Below are 17,302 nucleotides of genomic sequence, written 5' to 3'. Positions count from 1 at the left end.
ACAAAAACTTGTCCTCATCCGCACCGACCCTCCCCGGCACGGCGCCCGCGCGGCGTTGCCCACAGCCTCAAGGAAGTAGTTGGACATGGCACCGGTCACCGCCACGGCGGACACCATGACCAGGCAGGAATGGGCCGCAGAGGTCCACCGCCTGGCGAAGGAGCGCGACGCTGTCATCCTCGCGCACAACTACCAGCGCCCGGAAATCCAGGACGTCGCCCACCACACCGGCGACTCCCTGGCTCTGTCCCGCCTGGCCGCCGGTGTCGACGCGAGCACCATCGTCTTCTGCGGTGTGCACTTCATGGCCGAGACCGCCAAGATCCTCGCCCCGCACAAGACCGTCCTGCTGCCCGACCCCAACGCCGGGTGCTCGCTGGCCGACACCATCACCGCCGAGGACGTGCGCGTCTGGAAGGCCGAGCACCCCGACGCGGTCGTGGTCGCCTACGTCAACACCACCGCCGCGGTCAAGGCGGAGACCGACATCTGCTGCACCTCCTCCAACGCCGCGGACGTCATCCGCTCCATCCCCGAGGACCGCGAGATCCTCTTCCTGCCGGACCAGTTCCTGGGCGCCCACGTCAAGCGGGTCACCGGCCGCGACAACATCCACGTGTGGATGGGCGAGTGCCATGTGCACGCCGGGATCGACGGGCACACCCTGCGCGAGCGGGTCGCCTCCGAACCCGACGCCGAGGTCTACGTCCACCCCGAGTGCGGCTGCGCCACCTCCGCCCTCTACCTCGTGGGCAGCGGCGCCGTACCGCAGGAGCGCGTCAAGGTCCTCTCCACCGGCGGGATGCTGACCGCCGCGGAGAACACCAGTGCCAAGAAGGTCCTCATCGCGACCGAGACCGGCATGCTGCACCAGCTGCGCAACGCCAACCCGAACACGGAGTTCGAGGCGGTCAACTCGCGCGCCGAGTGCCACTACATGAAGATGATCGACGCGGACAAGCTGCTCAACGCGCTGCGGTTCGGCACGACCGAGATCACGGTCGACGCCGACACCTCCGCGCGCGCCCGCCGCTCCGTCGAGCGGATGATCGCCATCGGGTCGCCGTCACGCGGCGGAGAGTAGCCGATCCGCGACCGTCGGGTCCCGCGTCCGGCCCCGAGGTTACAGAAGACTTACCTTCAAGACACAGGTAGACGATTCACCCACGCGTCGCCGCGCCCCTCGCTACCGTCGCGGGAAACGGGGGGTTAGAAAAGTGACCAGAGGTAGCGAACCAGGCGAACCGTCGACGGTCGAGGCGCTCTACGACGCCTTCGCCCCGTCCCTGTACCGGTACGCCTGGTCGCTACTGGGTGAGGAGGACACCGGGCAGGCGGCCGAGGCCGTGCACGACGGCCTCGTCGCCGGTGTCGTCCTCGACTCGCGGCGCGCGGACCCGGCCGACCTCGGCTCCTGGCTGTACGCCCTGGTCCGCTCGGCCTGCCAGCGCCGCGGCCTGGCCCACGTGAGCCCCTACACCCGGCTGGCCACGGTGCCCGCGGAGGAGCCGGTGGCCCGCATGTTCGCCCGGCTGCCCGCCAGCCACCGCGAACTGGTGGAGCTGAACCTGCGGCACGCGCTGCCCACCTCCGCGGTCGCGCGCGTCCTGGGCCTGGACCCCCAGATCTGCGGCGAGCTGTCGCGCTCGGCGATCCGCCGCGCCGCCGAGAACCTGGACGGCCGCGACGGCGGGCGCCGCGTCCCGGACCCCCGCCCCTCCCGGGAGGCGGGAGCGCCGGACGGTGCCGGGGACACCGGCGGCCCGGGAACCGCCGCCTGGCGCGCCCAGGTGCACGACGTCTCCCAGGCCCTGGCCCTGCTGCGCCCGCCCGGCCCTCCGCCCGGCCTGCGCGAGGCGGTGGTGCGCACCTGCACCGACCCCGGCCTCGCCGCGGCCCGCGAGCGCATCGCCGCGCAGATGCACCCCCTCACCGGCGAGGGGTACCCGATGCACCGCTCCCGCGCCGCCGGGGCGGTCGAGGAGGAGGCCGAGGCGGCCGAGCCCGGCCCCGAGGCGCCGCCCCGCGCCCTGCCCGGCGACCGGCTGACCACGCGCGACCACCCGGTGCGCGACGAAGCGGTCACCCCGCTGGCCGGCCCCCGATCCCCCGCCGGACCCGACTCCGGTGACGACCCCGACGACCATCGCACCGCCCGCCGCCGCTGGCCGCTGCCCGCCGTCTCCGGCCTCGCCACCGTGGTGCTGGCGGTCGCGCTGTGGGGCTGGGCCAGCGCCGTGGGCGGCCCCTCGACGATGATCGGCTCCGGGCCCGACGAGGCCGAGCGCGGTCCGCTGGTCCCGCAGGTGGAGACCGACGCGACCAGCGCGGACACCAAACCGGAGGCCGGACCGACCGTGGAGCCCCCGGCCGCGCCGACGGAGTCCGCCGAACCCGGGGCCGGGACGGAGCCGCGGCAGGAGGACGGCGGCGGCAGCGGGCACCAGGCCCCCGACCCGGCTCCGGAGCGGACCACGCCCGCACCGCCCGCGCAGGAGCCGAGCCCGCCCCCCGGAGGCGAGGGCCCCGACGGCGGTCCGGACGCGCCCGAGGGGGAGGAACCCGGAGACGACGACGCCCCCGGCGGCCCGCCCGAGGAGGACGGGGACGACGACGGGGGCGGTACAGGTCTGCTCGACGGGCTGTTGGGGCTGCTCTTCGGCGGTGGCTGACGCCGGTCCCCCGCCGGCGCGGGGGGAGGGTGAGCGGGTCAGAACGGGGCGAGCAGGCGCTCGGCCGCCGTCTGGAGCCGCCGCTCCACCTCGTCCACGTCGCGGCGCCCCTTGAGGACCTCCACCAGCTCGAAGATCCACACGCTGGTCAACGAGCCCGCCAGGACGTAGCCGGTGCTGTCGCGGTCCACCTCGGCGCCGCCCTCCTCCTCGGCTCCCTCCAGGTTGCCGGTGGCCACCCGCCACACCAGGTCGGAGATGCGCACGTCGAGCTCGATCTTGACCTCGGCCATGATGAGCGAGCGCACCAGCGCGTCGGCCAGCTCCGGCTCGCGCATCAGCCCGCGCGTGGCCCGCAGCAGGACGTCGACCGCGCGTTCGGCGGGGGTGTCGGCGGTGGGCGGGCGGCGGACGATACCGCCCTCCAACAGGTCCAGCTCCTCGGTGACCACGGCCACCACCAGGTCCATCTTGGAGGGGAAGTACCGGTAGAGCGTGCCGAGGGCGACCCCCGCGCGCTCGGCCACCGAACGCATCTGCATGGCCTCGACACCACCGCGCACGGCCAGCGCGGCCGCGGTCTGCACGATGCGCCTGCGGCGCTGGGTCTGACTTCGTGACATCGTTCCACTCGCCGCCCGCACCGCCACAGGATCTCCCCTTCGTCGTCAGCCCGCGCGCTGCCCGCTCGCCGCGGCACTGATGCCCGTCGCCGACGCCCACCCGGAGGCGGCGGCTGTTACGAGAACACGTTATCCAACGGATTCCCCCGAAGACGGCCGGCCAAGCCCATGATCCTCACCTCATCGCCCGACGTAGCAGTAGCAACACGAAAAGAGGACCGGGGTTTTCGGATCGCCTGACAGGCTTTGTAGAATTTGTTCTCATTTGTGTACCGCGCATGAACACCACCCCTCCCCCGGCCGTCCGGGCGCCCGCCGCGCCGAACGCGGCGACGCGCCCCGCCGGAGCGCCACCGCAGGGCACCCGACATAGGATCCCTTACCAACCGGCCCGACGCCGGTCCGAACACAACTGCCGAGTAACATAGGCACGCGCACGCCTGTCACCGGCCGACGGCATCCGCGCCCACGGCGACCGGGCCCGCGACCCAACGAAGAGGTGGACTCTTGACCCAGTCGGGCACCACACCGAGCCCACGGCCCCGTGCCGAGCGCCCCCTGCGCGTCGCCCTGCTGTCCTACCGCAGCAAGCAGCACGTCGGCGGACAGGGCGTGTACGTCCGCCACCTCTCGCGCGAACTGGCCGCCCTGGGCCACGAGGTCACCGTCCTCTCCGGCCAGCCCTACCCCGTCCTGGACGAGGGCGTGACCCTGGAGAAGGTCCCCTCCCTGGACCTGTACAACGACGCCCACCCCTTCAAGGCCCCGCCCGTACGCGAGTGGCGCGACTGGATCGACGCCCTGGAGGTCGCCACCATGTGGACCGCCGGGTTCCCCGAGCCCCTCACCTTCTCCCTGCGCGCCAACCGCGAACTGCGCCGCCGCCTGGACGACTTCGACGTCGTCCACGACAACCAGACACTGGGCTGGGGACTGCTCGGCATCAGGTCCGCCGGGCTGCCGCTGGTCACCACCATCCACCACCCCATCAGCGTGGACCGCAGGATCGAACTGGCCGAGGCCCGGGGCCTGCACAGGCTCACCAAGCGCCGCTGGTACGGGTTCGTGGGCATGCAGGCCAGGGTCGCCCGCCGGCTCGACCCGATCCTGGTGCCCTCCCAGTCCTCCGCCGACGACATCGCCCGCGAGTTCGGCGTCGCCCCCTCCGCCATGGAGGTCACCCCGCTGGGCGTGGACACCCGCCACTTCCACCCGCGCCCCGCACTGGAGCGCGTACCGGGACGCATCGTGTGCACCGCCAGCGCCGACAGCCCCCTCAAGGGTGTGGCGGTCCTGCTGCGCGCCGCGGCCAAACTCGCCACCGAACGCGACATCACCCTGACCGTCGTCAGCAGACCCAAGCCCGGCGGCCCCACCGACCAGCTGGTGGACGAGCTGAGCCTGCGCGACCGCGTCGAGTTCGTCAGCGGCATCGACGACACCGCCCTGGCCGAACTCATCGCCAGCGCGCAGGTGGCGGTCGTCCCGTCCTTCTACGAGGGGTTCTCCCTGCCCGCGGTGGAGGCCATGGCCTGCGCCACGCCGCTGGTGGCCAGCCACGCCGGAGCGCTGCCCGAGGTCGTGGGCACCGACGGGGACGCCGGGCGCCTGGTGCCCCCGGGCGACCCCGAGGTGCTCGCCGAGGCGCTCGCCGCCCTGCTCGACGACGACGCCGAACGCGAGCGCATGGGCGCCGCCGCCTGGCGCCGGGTCCAGGAACGCTTCACGTGGAGAGCCGTCGCCGAGCTGACCGCGCGCCGCTACGCCTCCACCATCGACGCCGTGAGGGGCAACCGCCCCGTCGACGGCGACACGCGCCCCGGGCCCGCCGAGCCCGCGTCCCCGCCAGCACCCGAGCGGGCCCGCGCGAACGGCGCCTGACCGGCCCGAGCCGCGCGCCGCCCCGTCGGGCCACGCGGCGATCCACCGCCCCGCGTCCGCGGCCGCGGAGCCCCCAACCCAGATCCCCGAGCCAGATCCCCAGGGAGCCTCCACTGATCACCGTCGACTTCAACCTGTTCCCCGTCGGCCCGGGCGACCGCGTGCTCGACCTGGGCTGCGGCGGCGGCCGCCACGCCTTCGAGGTCTACCGACGCGGCGCCGACATCGTGGCCTTCGACCAGAACGTCGCCGACCTCGCCGAGGTCGAGACCATGTTCGCCGCGATGCGCCACGAGGGCGAGGCTCCCGAGGAGGCCAGGGCCGAGACCGTCAAGGGCGACGCCCTGGACATGCCCTTCGACGACGCCAGCTTCGACCGGGTGGTCGCGGCCGAGATCTTCGAGCACCTCCCGCACGACACCGCCGCGATGGCCGAACTCTTCCGGGTGCTGCGGCCCGGCGGCATCGCCGCGGTGACCGTGCCCAGCTTCCTGCCCGAGCGCCTGTGCTGGGCCCTGTCGGAGGAGTACCACACCAACGAGGGCGGGCACATCCGCATCTACACGCGCGCCGAACTGGAGGCCAAGCTCAAGGCCACCGGCTTCGAGATCGGCCCGCACCACCACGCGCACGCCCTGCACGCGCCCTACTGGTGGATCAAGTGCGCGGTGGGCACCGACCGGGACGACCACCCGCTCGCCAAGGCCTACCACGACATGCTGGTGTGGGACATGCTCAAGGCCCCCGCGGTGACCCGCGTCGCCGAGCGCCTGCTCAACCCGGTCATCGGCAAGAGTGTGGTCGTGTACGTGCGCAAACCGCACGACGCCTGATGTCCGTCACCCCCGCGCCCGCGCCCACCGCCGGACCGGCCCCTCACGACGCCCTGAGCCTGCCCGGCGTGCTCGACGCCGGGCAGCTGCACCGCTCGGCCTCCTACCTCGCGCGCTGTCAGGAGGACGGCGGGGCCATCCCGTGGTTCCCCGGCGGGCACACCGACGTGTGGGACCACGTGGAGTGCGCCATGGCCCTGACCGTGACCGGCCGCAGCGCGCCCGGACACGCCGAGGCGGCCCGACGCGCCTACCTGTGGCTGGCCGACAGCCGTGCGCCCGGGGGCGGGTGGCCCGCCAAGTTCCGCCAGGGCGTCCCGGTGACGCGGCTGCGCGAGGCCAACCACGCCGCCTACCCCGCCGTGGGCCTGTTCCACCACCTGCTCGTCACCGGCGACACCGCGTTCGCCGAGCGGATGTGGCCGGTGGTCGAGGAGGGACTGGAGTTCGTCCTGGCCCTGCGCGGCGAGCACGGCGAGATCCTGTGGGCCCGCTCGGAGAACGGCGCCCCCGGGGACCACGCCCTGCTGACGGTGTGCGCGAGCGTGCACCACGCGCTGCGCTGCGGCGCCGCCCTGGCCGCGCGCCTGGGCCGCTCCCGCCCCGCGTGGACGGCCGCCGCCGACCGCCTCGCGGTGCTCATCAACGGGCACGAGGACCTGTTCGCCGACCGCGGGCGCTTCTCGATGGACTGGTTCTACCCCGTCCTGGGCGGCGCCGTGCGCGGCGCCGCCGCCAAGGAGCGCATCGCCGAGCGCTGGGACCGCTTCGTGGTGCCCGGGCTGGGCGTGCGCTGCGTGAGCGACCAGCCGTGGGTGACCGCGGCGGAGACCTCGGAGCTGGTGCTGGCCCTGGCCGCCGTCGGCGACGTGGACGCGGGCGTGCGCCTCCTGCGGGACGTGCAGCACCTGCGCGACGCCGACGACGGCGCGTACTGGACGGGCTACCAGTTCGCCGAGCAGGTGCGCTGGCCGGTGGAGCGCAGCACGTGGACCTCGGCCGCCGTGATCCTGGCGGTGGACGCGCTCACCGGGACCACACCGGGCTCGCGGGTCTTCCTGCACACCTGGGACGGGGACCCCGCCGACTAGGCGGTGTTTTTGGACCGCCGCTTCGTCCCGCCCGTCGCCCGCCACCGCCCTCAGCGGACGCCTGCGGCGCGGTCCCGCTCGTGTCCGGGCGCCCTTCGATGCGGGCGCCTTCGGCGCCCAGGGCGGGTTCGCCCGTTCCTCACGAACCCGCCTCCGGCACCTCCAGAACCCCGTGGACGCCCGCCCCCGCGAACCGAGGTCGGTTCGGGCGGACAGGGCACGGTCCGCCGACCGGTGCGGATGCGTCGGAGGCCGGACACGAAGGACCCGACACACGGTGAGGGCCCGGCGGTGCGCATCGCCGGGCCCTCACCCCGTTCTCACCGGCTCCGGTCACCACCGGATCCGGACCTCACCAGAGGTCGTCGCGTCTGGCCGGCGGGCTCTCACCGCCGCCACCGCCACCGCCTTCCTCTCCGCCGCCGCCCTCACCGGGACCCGGATCGGTCCCGGGACCGGGGATCTCCGGCCACTCGGGCGTGGTGGGCACCTCCGGCTCCACCGGCGTCTCCGGCGTGGTGGGCACCTCCGGCTCCACCGGCGTCTCCGGCTCCGCGGGCGCCTCCGGCTGCTGCGGCTGCTGGGGCTGCTCGGTGGACACGTCCGGAGCCCAGTTCTCGGTGGTGCCGCTGAAGGCCGGGCTCGGGAACGAACCGGGCTCGTAACCCTCCATCGCGGTGCTCATGTACCGGTTCCACAGCGACGCCGGGAGCGTACCGCCCGACAGAGAGCCGTATCCGGGGATACTGAAGCCCTCGTTGTTGCCGCTGTAGATCCCCACCGCCGTGGACAGCTGCGGGGTGTAACCGACGAACCAGGCGGCGACGCTGCCGTCGGTGGTACCGGTCTTGCCCGCGGTGGGGTGGTTGGCCAGCCGCGCCCCGGTACCGGTACCGCCGTTGACCACCTGCTGGAGGGCGTGGGTGACGTCGGCCGCGGTCTCCTCCTCCAGAGCCCTGTTGCTCTCCACCTCCGGGCGCACGTTCTCGCCCTCGGAGTCGATGATCTCCCGCACCACGTGCGTCTCGACGTGGACGCCGCCGTTGGCGAAGGTGGCGTACCCGCTGGCCTGGTCGACCGTGCGGGCGCTGGAGGCGCCCAGCGGCATGACCGGAACCAGCTGGCTGTCGGGCACACTCCCCTCGGGCCACCCGGCGGCGTAGACGGTGTCGCGGACGTTCTCGAAACCGACCTCCTGGGCCAGCTCGATGAAACCGAGGTTGTTGGAGACCTGGGTGGCCTGCGTGAGCGTCATGATGCCGCCCGGCGAGTTGCCCGCGTTCTGGATGCGCGAGCCCGCGATGGTGCGCGGCCCGCGCCCGTCCACCGTGGAGTTGAGGCTGTAGCCCTGCTCCAGGGCGGTGGCGAGCACGTAGGGCTTGAACGCCGAACCGGTCTGCGCGGCGCCGAGGAAGGAGCTGTCGTACTGGTTCTCCCAGTAGTCGTGGCCGCCGTAGAAGGCCAGGACCTCGCCCGTGGCCGGGTCGACGGTGGTCAGACCGACGTTGACGCCCTCGGGCCGGTTCTCGAGCGGGACCATCTCCTCCACCGCGGCGTAGGCGGCGTCCATCATGTCCTGGTCGAACGTGGTGACGATCCTGTAGCCCTGGCGGTTGATCTGGTCCTCGGTGTAGCCGAGCCGCTCCAGCTCGTTCATGGCCTCCTGGAGCATGTAGCCCTTGTAGCCGCTCAGGTCGGTGCCCTCGCTGGGCCGCTCCGGCTCGGGCGCCGGGAACTCCATCGCGTCGGCCTCGGCCTGGGTGATGGCCTCCGTGGTGACCATGCCGTTGACGACGTACTCCCAGCGCCGCTCCATGGAGGGGGTGGTCTCCACGTCGGCCTCACCGAAGGGGGTGGGCTGCTGGATGGCGGCGGCCAGGAACGCGGCCTCGGCGGGCTCCAGGTCCTGGACGTCCTTGTGGTAGTACGCCTGCGAGGCGGCCTGGACTCCGTAGGCGTTGCGGCCGAAGTAGATGGTGTTGAGGTACTGCTCCATCACCCACTCCTTCGACTCGCTCCGGTCGACCTTGAGGGCGATGATGATCTCCCGCACCTTGCGGGTGATGGACACGTCCCGGGAGATGCCCTCGTAGTAGTTGCGGACCATCTGCTGGGTGATGGTGGAGCCGCCCTGGACCTGCTGGCCGGTGACGGTGGACCAGACCGCGCGGGCGGTGCCGCTCACGGACACCCCGGGCTCGGTCCAGAAACCGCGGTCCTCCGCGGAGATGACCGCCTCGACGACGTGGTCGCCGCCCGCGGTCATCTCGTCGTAGGACAGGATCTCCCGGTGGGTGCCCCGGTAGGCGAACTCGGTCTCGCCGTCGGCGAAGTAGAAGGTGGAACCCTCCTCCAGGACGTCGGCCTTGGCCGCGTCCGGAACCTCCACGGTGCTGTAGAAGAAGGCGAAGACACCGCACCCGATGATGAAGAACACGCCGGTGACGATGAGGAAGACCCGCAGGATCCTCCACCACATGGGCTTCTTGGCCTTCTGACCGGCGCCCTTCTTCTTACCCCGTGCCTTGGGGTCACCCGGGCCCTTGGGCCCGCCGGGCCCGGTACCGCCAGGCCCAGCCGGACCCTTGGGGCCGCCAGGGCCGGTGGGACCGCTGGGTCCACCGGAGTTACTGGAACTGGTGGTGTCACCGGGACCGCTGGGGTCGCCGTGTGCCCCGGAGTGGGCGGCGGCCGCTCCCGCGGCACCCGCCGCTCCGGCCGCGGCCGCGGCGAAACCGGGGCGGGCGCCCCGGTCCTGCTCCCGGGAGGGCGAATCGGCCACGTAGGAGGAGAGGCGACGCGGCTCGGGCCACAGGGACGCCGTCTCGGCCGCGGAGAACTCGTCGATCCTCTGCTCTCCGTCACGGTCCGGAGCGACCGCGTCCGGTGCGGCGGGCACAGCGGACGTGGCGGCCTCGGCGGACCCGTCCTCGAAGTCCTGGACGTCGGTCACGGTTCCGGCCACGGGGCTCTTGGGAACTCCCGTGCGCTCCTGCCCGCGCGGGCTCCAGAGGTCTGTCCCTCCCTCTTCGGCACCGGCGTTGCCGGAGGCGTCGTCGGACGTCTCCGCCGCCTCCGCGGAGGCGGCGGCGCGGACGGAGTCGAGCGAGATGGGCTCGGTCCGGTCGGACACCGGCGATGGGGGCTCGTCGGCGCCGGCCGTACCGTCCTGGTCGACGGACGTGTCGTCGGCCGCGAAGGGCGGGGCGGCCTGGGAGGACCGTCCGTCCCCCCGACCCCCGTCCTCGCGCGTGTCGGACTCCTCCGTGCCCGTGCTGCCGGCTGAGGCGGGGGAGCCGGCCGCGGGAGAGGTGTGGACCGCATCGGTGCCGTGCGCGTCGGCGGGAACGCCGGAGTCCTCCGCGGCGTCGTCGCCGGTGTCGTCGGAACCGAAGCCCTGTTCCGCGAGGTTCTGGGCGACCTTGTCACGGAGGAAGGTACCGCTGGTCTTGAAGGTGACCGGGTTGATGAACTCCGGTTCGGGCTGTTCTCCTACGCTTTCTTCTCCTCCAGGAGTGTCATGAGTGGATTGGTCCCCCTCGATGTTGGGTACTCCACTCTCGGGACTGTGCTTGTTGGACAGCTCTTCGGCAGAGGTGTTCCTGGTGTCCGGCGTGTCCTTCCCGGGACGCTGTCCGTCCGCCCCGCTTTCGCCGTGTGTGCTCTCGCTCAGTTCCCCGCCCCCATGGCAAATCACGTCCGGCACCGTGCCGTCCTGATGTTTGACGCGCAAGTGCCCCGGATCGTTCAGTTCGAGTCAGGACCGAAGCGGTAATTCGGGGAATAACGCCGCCATCGCTCAGCCCTCCAGGCCACGATACCCGCCCGTAACCATGTCAAGTCCGAGCAGGTAAGCGTACTGTCACTTCTTACCCAAGGCTTACCCTGGGCAGCTGTGTATCGGAAAGACTGTTAGCCCGCTCACTTCCCCCGGATGCGTTCGAGCACCCGCAGGGAGCCCACCGCGCGCATCTCCTTGAACTCCCCCGAGTCGAGGGCCTTCCGGTAGATGTTGTAGGGCGGTCGGCCGCCGTCCTCGGGGTTAGGGAACACGTCGTGGATGACGAGGGCCCCGCCGGGGGCGACGTGGGGACTCCAACCATCGTAGTCGTTCTGGGCGGCCTCCTCGCTGTGGCCGCCGTCGATGAAGACCATGCCGAGCGGGGTACCCCAGACAGCCGCGACATCGGTGGACCGGCCCACGAGCGCGATGACCTCCTCGTCCAGGCCCGCTTCGGTGATCGTGCGCCGGAAGTGCGGAAGGGTGTCGAACCTGCCGGTCGCCTCGTCCACCAGGGACGCGTCGTGGTACTCCCAGCCCTCCTGGTGCTCCTCCGAGCCCCGGTGGTGGTCGACAGTGAGGACCTTGGCCCCGGTGGCGCGGGCGGCCGCGCCGAGGAAGATCGTGGACTTGCCGCAGTAGGTGCCGATCTCCACGATCGGCCCGACCTGGGCGTAGGCGACGGCGGTCTCGAAGAGGGCGGCGCCCTCGTCCGTGGGCATGAAACCCTTCGCGGCCTCCGCCGCGGCCAGAAGCTCTGAGGGGATTGTCTTCGTCATGCGGAAATTGTCCCACCAGCGAAAACAGAAACGGGCAGGGGCCCGGGCGGGCGGGCTGCCGCGTCTTCGAGGGGACGGCTGGTTGTCCACAGGACGCGGGACGCTCTGGCACCGCCACCCCCGCACCCGGTTGACTGGAAACAGGGGGCCCACCCAGAAACCCGCACCCCCACACACCCACCCCCGCGTTCACAAACGCACAAACACCACCACAAAAAAGAGGGACAGGCCGCCTTACAGGCACCCCACCCCCACCACAAAAACAAAGGGGGGCCGCCCACAGGCGACCCCCCCAACGAAAAACCGTGGCAGCGACCTACTCTCCCACCCCACCACAGGGCAGTACCATCAGCGCAAAGAGACTTAACGACCGGGTTCGGAAAGAGACCGGGTGTGACCCTCCAGCAATAACCACCACGGAAACCACACACCACCCACCCAACTCCACCCACCCCAAAGGACAGGGAATCACAGTGAGCAGCAAGCTCCGTGAAAAGTGTGCGCGAACATCCAATTATCTGCAGCGGACAAGCCCTCGGCCTATTAGTACCGGTCAGCTCCACCCCTCACAAGGCTTCCACACCCGGCCTATCAACCCCATCGTCTATAGGGAGCCTTACCCCCTCAAGGAGGCAGGAGACCTCATCTCGAAGCAAGCTTCCCGCTTAGATGCTTTCAGCGGTTATCCCTCCCGAACGTAGCCAACCAGCCATGCCCTTGGCAGGACAACTGGCACACCAGAGGTTCGTCCGTCCCGGTCCTCTCGTACTAGGGACAGCCCTTCTCAAGTCTCCAACGCGCACAGCGGATAGGGACCGAACTGTCTCACGACGTTCTAAACCCAGCTCGCGTGCCGCTTTAATGGGCGAACAGCCCAACCCTTGGGACCAACTCCAGCCCCAGGATGCGACGAGCCGACATCGAGGTGCCAAACCATCCCGTCGATATGGACTCTTGGGGAAGATCAGCCTGTTATCCCCGGGGTACCTTTTAGCCGTTGAGCGACACCGCTTCCACACGCCGGTGCCGGATCACTAGTCCCAGCTTTCGCTCCTGCTCGACACGTCCGTCTCACAGTCAAGCTCCCTTGTGCACTTACACTCAACACCTGATTACCAACCAGGCTGAGGGAACCTTTGGGCGCCTCCGTTACTCTTTGGGAGGCAACCGCCCCAGTTAAACTACCCACCAGACACTGTCCCCGAACCGGATCACGGTCCAAAGTTAGATGCCCGAAACAGTCAGAGTGGTATTTCACCAACGCCTCCACCGCCACTAGCGTGACAGCTTCACCGGCTCCCACCTATCCTACACAAACCATCCCAAACACCAATGTCAAGCTATAGTGAAGGTCCCGGGGTCTTTCCGTCCTGCTGCGCGAAACGAGCATCTTTACTCGTAGTGCAATTTCACCGGGCCCATGGTTGAGACAGTGGGGAAGTCGTTACGCCATTCGTGCAGGTCGGAACTTACCCGACAAGGAATTTCGCTACCTTAGGATGGTTATAGTTACCACCGCCGTTTACTGGCGCTTAGATTCCCAGCTTCGCAGGGGCGAACCCCCACTAACCAGTCCTCTTAACGTTCCAGCACCGGGCAGGCGTCAGTCCGTATACAGCGTCTTACGACTTCGCACGGACCTGTGTTTTTAATAAACAGTCGCTTCCCCCCGCTATCTGCGACCCCACCCAGCTCAGGATGCAAGATCCGTCACCAGACAGGGCTCCCCTTCTCCCAAAGTTACGGGGACAATTTGCCGAGTTCCTTAACCATGGTTCACCCGAACGCCTCGGTATTCTCTACCTGACCACCTGCGTCGGTTTAGGGTACTGGCCACACACGAACTCGCTAGAGGCTTTTCTCGACAGCATGGGATCACTCACTTCACCAAAAACGGCTCGGCATCACGTCTCAACCTTCATGGTGTGCGGATTTGCCAACACACCGGCCTACACGCTTACCCCCGGACAACCACCGCCGGGTAGAGCTACCCTCCTGCGTCACCCCATCACTTACCTACTACAAGCTCGGTTCCCAGACCAGTAAGTCAAAGCTCCCCGAAGGGACCCAAGACCACCAGCGTGGTTAGCATCACCTGATTCAGTACTGGACGCTCGTGCACGGGTACGGGAATATCAACCCGTTATCCATCGACTACGCCTGTCGGCCTCGCCTTAGGTCCAGACTCACCCTGGGCGGATTAACCTGCCCCAGGAACCCTTAGTCAATCGGCGGCAACGTTTCTCACGTTGCTATCGCTACTCATGCCTGCATTCTCACTCGCACGCCCTCCACCACACGATCACTCGGCAGCTTCACCGGACGCACGACGCTCCCCTACCAACCCAAGAAACTAGTCTTGAGCTTCACAGCTTCGGCGGTGTGCTTTAGCCCCGCTACATTATCGGCGCAGAACCACTTGACCAGTGAGCTATTACGCACTCTTTAAAGGATGGCTGCTTCTAAGCCAACCTCCTGGTTGTCTCAGCAACTCCACAACCTTTCCCACTTAGCACACGCTTAGGGGCCTTAGCTGATGATCTGGGCTGTTTCCCTCTCGACTACGAAGCTTATCCCCCGCAGTCTCACTGCCACGCTTCACTTAACCGGCATTCGGAGTTTGTCTGACGTCAGTAACCTTGTCGGGCCCATCAGCCAAACAGTAGCTCTACCTCCAGCAAGAAACACGCGACGCTGCACCTAAATGCATTTCGGGGAGAACCAGCTATCACGGAGTTTGATTGGCCTTTCACCCCTACCCACACCTCATCCCCCAGGTTTTCAACCCTGGTGGGTTCGGGCCTCCACGAGGTCTTACCCCCGCTTCACCCTGGACATGGGTAGATCACTCCGCTTCGGGTCCACAGCATGCGACTCAAATCGCCCTATTCAGACTCGGTTTCCCTACGGCTACCCCACCCGGGTTAACCTCGCCACACACCATGACTCGCAGGCTCATTCTTCAAAAGGCACGCCATCACCAAAGACAAGCTTCAGCTCTGACGGCTTGACAGCACACGGTTTCAGGTACTATTTCACGACCCCTCACCGGGGCACTTTTCACCTTTCCCTCACGGTACTAGTGCACTATCGGTCACCAGGACGTATTTTGGCTTAGCAGGTGGTCCTGCCAGATTCACACGGACTTTCACGGGCTCCGCGCTACTCGGGAACACATCAACGTCTAGCCGGTACCTTCATCTACGGGACTCTCACCCACTCCGGTACCGCTTCCCAACGGTTTCAACTAACACCGACATCAACGCTCCAGGCCGGCAGACCTGAACAGATATGTCCCACAACCCCGCAAACGCAACGACTGCCGTCTATCACACGCCTACGGTTTAGCCTCTTCCCCGTTCGCTCACCACTACTAGGAGAATCACTGTTGTTTACTCTTCCTGCGGGTACTGAGATGTTTCACTTCCCCGCGTCACCACCAACCACCCTATACATTCAGATGGCGGCAACCCGACACAACTCGGGCTAGGTTTCCCCATTCGGACACCCACGGATCACAGCTCGGTTGACAGCTCCCCGTGGCCTATCGCGGCCTCCCACGTCCTTCATCGGCGCCTGGTGCCAAGGCATCCACCGTGTGCCACTATCACTTGGCCACTACAGATAATAAGATGCTCGCGCACACTATTCACAAATCAAAACACCAACCGCATACCCCAACACCACTCACATCCCCAACCACAACGGCAAGGACCCGAGAGTTCTCGGAGACGGTCCGCGGGAACCAACACCCGACCAGACCCCAAAGGACCCAGGCCGGAGGTTGCTTCCTCAGACACCCAACAGCGCGCCCCCGGACGCTTCTAGTCGCCCGAGGTCAAGTTCAATTTGTCTTTGAGCCATCCTGGATACTGCACGCAGCACCAGGTCCACTTTCGAGTCCGGCCGGCTGTAGAAGTAATGCCGACCTGTAAAGACTCCTTAGAAAGGAGGTGATCCAGCCGCACCTTCCGGTACGGCTACCTTGTTACGACTTCGTCCCAATCGCCAGCCCCACCTTCACTCACTCCCTCCCACAAGGGGTTAGGCCGCAAGTTTCGGGTGTTGCCGACTTTCATGACGTGACGGGCGGTGTGTACAAGGCCCGGGAACGTATTCACCGCGGCGTTGCTGATCCGCGATTACTAGCGACTCCACCTTCATGGGGTCGAGTTGCAGACCCCAATCCGAACTGAGACCGGCTTTTAGGGATTCGCTCCACCTTACGGTATCGCACGCCCATTGTACCGGCCATTGTAGCATGTTTGCAGCCCAAGACATAAGGGGCATGATGACTTGACGTCATCCCCACCTTCCTCCGAGTTGACCCCGGCAGTCTCCCATGAGTCCCCACCATTACGTGCTGGCAACATGGAACAAGGGTTGCGCTCGTTGCGGGACTTAACCCAACATCTCACGACACGAGCTGACGACAGCCATGCACCACCTGTCACCCGCCAACTAAATGACCTCACATCTCTGCGAGTCCACGGGTGATGTCAAACCTTGGTAAGGTTCTTCGCGTTGCGTCGAATTAAGCAACATGCTCCGCCGCTTGTGCGGGCCCCCGTCAATTCCTTTGAGTTTAGCCTTGCGGCCGTACTCCCCAGGCGGGGCGCTTAATGCGTTAGCTACGGCGCGGAAACCGTGGAAAGTCCCCACACCTAGCGCCCAACGTTTACGGCATGGACTACCAGGGTATCTAATCCTGTTCGCTCCCCATGCTTTCGCTCCTCAGCGTCAGGTAAGGCCCAGAGACCCGCCTTCGCCACCGGTGTTCCTCCTGATATCTGCGCATTTCACCGCTACACCAGGAATTCCAGTCTCCCCTACCTACCTCTAGCATGCCCGTATCCACTGCAGAACCGGAGTTAAGCCCCGGTCTTTCACAGCAGACGCGACACGCCGCCTACGAGCTCTTTACGCCCAATAATTCCGGACAACGCTCGGACCCTACGTATTACCGCGGCTGCTGGCACGTAGTTAGCCGGTCCTTATTCCCCACCTACCGTCAACCTCCAGAGAACTGGAAGCCTGCGTTGGTGGTAAAAGAGGTTTACAACCCGAAGGCCGTCATCCCCCACGCGGCGTCGCTGCGTCAGGCTTTCGCCCATTGCGCAATATTCCCCACTGCTGCCTCCCGCAGGAGTCTGGGCCGTGTCTCAGTCCCAGTGTGGCCGGTCGCCCTCTCAGGCCGGCTACCCGTAATCGCCTTGGTAGGCCGTTACCCCAAAAACAAGCTGATAGGCCGCGAGCCCATCCCTGACCGAAAAACTTTCACCCTCCACCATGAGGTGGCGGGTCGTATCCGGTATTAGACGGCGTTTCCACCGCTTATCCCAGAGTCAGGGGCAGGTTGCTCACGTGTTACTCACCCGTTCGCCGCTCGTGTACCCCGAAGGGCCTTACCGCTCGACTTGCATGTGTTAAGCACGCCGCCAGCGTTCGTCCTGAGCCAGGATCAAACTCTCCATAAAGGTCACTCAACCCGACCCGCGTCCCCCGAAGGAGCCGTCTGGGCGGGTAAACCTAGAAGTAATCCTGACCAACCGGGTCACCCCGGCTAATCAAAGGAACCTCCGCACACGAACCGAGTGGTTCTGTGTGACGGGGCCAAAACAAACATGGCTTAAAGAAAATCA

8 protein-coding genes and 3 rRNA genes are annotated in these 17,302 nt (G+C 67.6%); 5 read left to right on the top strand and 6 right to left on the bottom strand.

Annotation, left to right across the window (positions count from 1 at the left end):
- Nucleotides 1-85 precede the first annotated feature (85 nt).
- Complete coding sequence (gene nadA, locus NDAS_RS02010; protein WP_013151449.1) at nucleotides 86-1,084, top strand: quinolinate synthase NadA; 999 nt, start codon at nucleotides 86-88, stop codon at nucleotides 1,082-1,084.
- A 133-nt stretch (nucleotides 1,085-1,217) separates the two neighbouring features.
- Nucleotides 1,218-2,672, top strand: a complete 1,455-nt coding sequence (locus NDAS_RS02005) for an RNA polymerase sigma factor (protein ID WP_013151448.1) — start codon at nucleotides 1,218-1,220, stop codon at nucleotides 2,670-2,672.
- A 38-nt stretch (nucleotides 2,673-2,710) separates the two neighbouring features.
- Here the strand turns inward: NDAS_RS02005 and NDAS_RS02000 are convergent, their stop codons facing one another.
- Nucleotides 2,711-3,322: a TetR family transcriptional regulator gene (locus NDAS_RS02000; protein WP_041552222.1), complete on the bottom strand. Its 612-nt coding sequence runs from the start codon at nucleotides 3,320-3,322 to the stop codon at nucleotides 2,711-2,713.
- 480 nt (nucleotides 3,323-3,802) lie between these two features.
- Between NDAS_RS02000 and NDAS_RS01995 the strand changes: the two genes are divergently transcribed.
- The 3 genes from NDAS_RS01995 to NDAS_RS01985 all read left to right on the top strand — a co-directional run bounded on the left by NDAS_RS01995 (nucleotide 3,803) and on the right by NDAS_RS01985 (nucleotide 7,100).
- Nucleotides 3,803-5,176, top strand: a complete 1,374-nt coding sequence (locus NDAS_RS01995; protein WP_013151446.1) for a glycosyltransferase family 4 protein — start codon at nucleotides 3,803-3,805, stop codon at nucleotides 5,174-5,176.
- A gap of 113 nt (nucleotides 5,177-5,289) precedes the next feature.
- Nucleotides 5,290-6,009, top strand: coding sequence for a class I SAM-dependent methyltransferase (locus tag NDAS_RS01990; protein WP_013151445.1), 720 nt, complete (start codon nucleotides 5,290-5,292; stop codon nucleotides 6,007-6,009).
- Nucleotides 6,009-7,100 (top strand): prenyltransferase, encoded by a 1,092-nt coding sequence (locus NDAS_RS01985; protein WP_013151444.1) that lies wholly within the window; start codon nucleotides 6,009-6,011, stop codon nucleotides 7,098-7,100. The genes NDAS_RS01990 and NDAS_RS01985 overlap by 1 nt, the downstream gene beginning before the upstream one ends.
- 352 nt (nucleotides 7,101-7,452) lie before the next feature.
- Here NDAS_RS01985 and NDAS_RS01980 read toward each other — a convergent pair whose 3' ends face one another.
- The 5 genes from NDAS_RS01980 to NDAS_RS01960 all read right to left on the bottom strand — a co-directional run bounded on the left by NDAS_RS01980 (nucleotide 7,453) and on the right by NDAS_RS01960 (nucleotide 17,137).
- On the bottom strand, nucleotides 7,453-10,806 hold the full coding sequence (locus NDAS_RS01980; protein ID WP_013151443.1) for a transglycosylase domain-containing protein: 3,354 nt from the start codon (nucleotides 10,804-10,806) through the stop codon (nucleotides 7,453-7,455).
- A 215-nt stretch (nucleotides 10,807-11,021) separates the two neighbouring features.
- Nucleotides 11,022-11,660: a class I SAM-dependent methyltransferase gene (locus tag NDAS_RS01975; protein ID WP_013151442.1), complete on the bottom strand. Its 639-nt coding sequence runs from the start codon at nucleotides 11,658-11,660 to the stop codon at nucleotides 11,022-11,024.
- A 303-nt stretch (nucleotides 11,661-11,963) separates the two neighbouring features.
- A 5S ribosomal RNA gene (gene rrf, locus NDAS_RS01970) occupies nucleotides 11,964-12,079 on the bottom strand.
- A gap of 104 nt (nucleotides 12,080-12,183) precedes the next feature.
- Nucleotides 12,184-15,277: ribosomal RNA gene (locus NDAS_RS01965) — 23S ribosomal RNA — on the bottom strand.
- A gap of 329 nt (nucleotides 15,278-15,606) precedes the next feature.
- A 16S ribosomal RNA gene (locus NDAS_RS01960) occupies nucleotides 15,607-17,137 on the bottom strand.
- Together the 16S, 23S and 5S rRNA genes form the textbook arrangement of a ribosomal RNA operon.
- Nucleotides 17,138-17,302 lie beyond the last annotated feature (165 nt).

This window comes from Nocardiopsis dassonvillei subsp. dassonvillei DSM 43111, assembly GCF_000092985.1.
In the GTDB taxonomy this organism is placed as follows: domain Bacteria; phylum Actinomycetota; class Actinomycetes; order Streptosporangiales; family Streptosporangiaceae; genus Nocardiopsis; species Nocardiopsis dassonvillei.
Note: the sequence above shows the minus strand (reverse complement) of the source record. Positions and strands in the feature narration are given on the sequence as shown.

Coding starts and splice junctions, on each gene's coding strand:
- nadA (WP_013151449.1), top strand. CDS start 86: ATGGCACCGGTCACCGCCACGGCGGACACCATGACCAGGCAGGAATGG.
- NDAS_RS01985 (WP_013151444.1), top strand. CDS start 6,009: ATGTCCGTCACCCCCGCGCCCGCGCCCACCGCCGGACCGGCCCCTCAC.
- NDAS_RS01975 (WP_013151442.1), bottom strand. CDS start 11,660: ATGACGAAGACAATCCCCTCAGAGCTTCTGGCCGCGGCGGAGGCCGCG.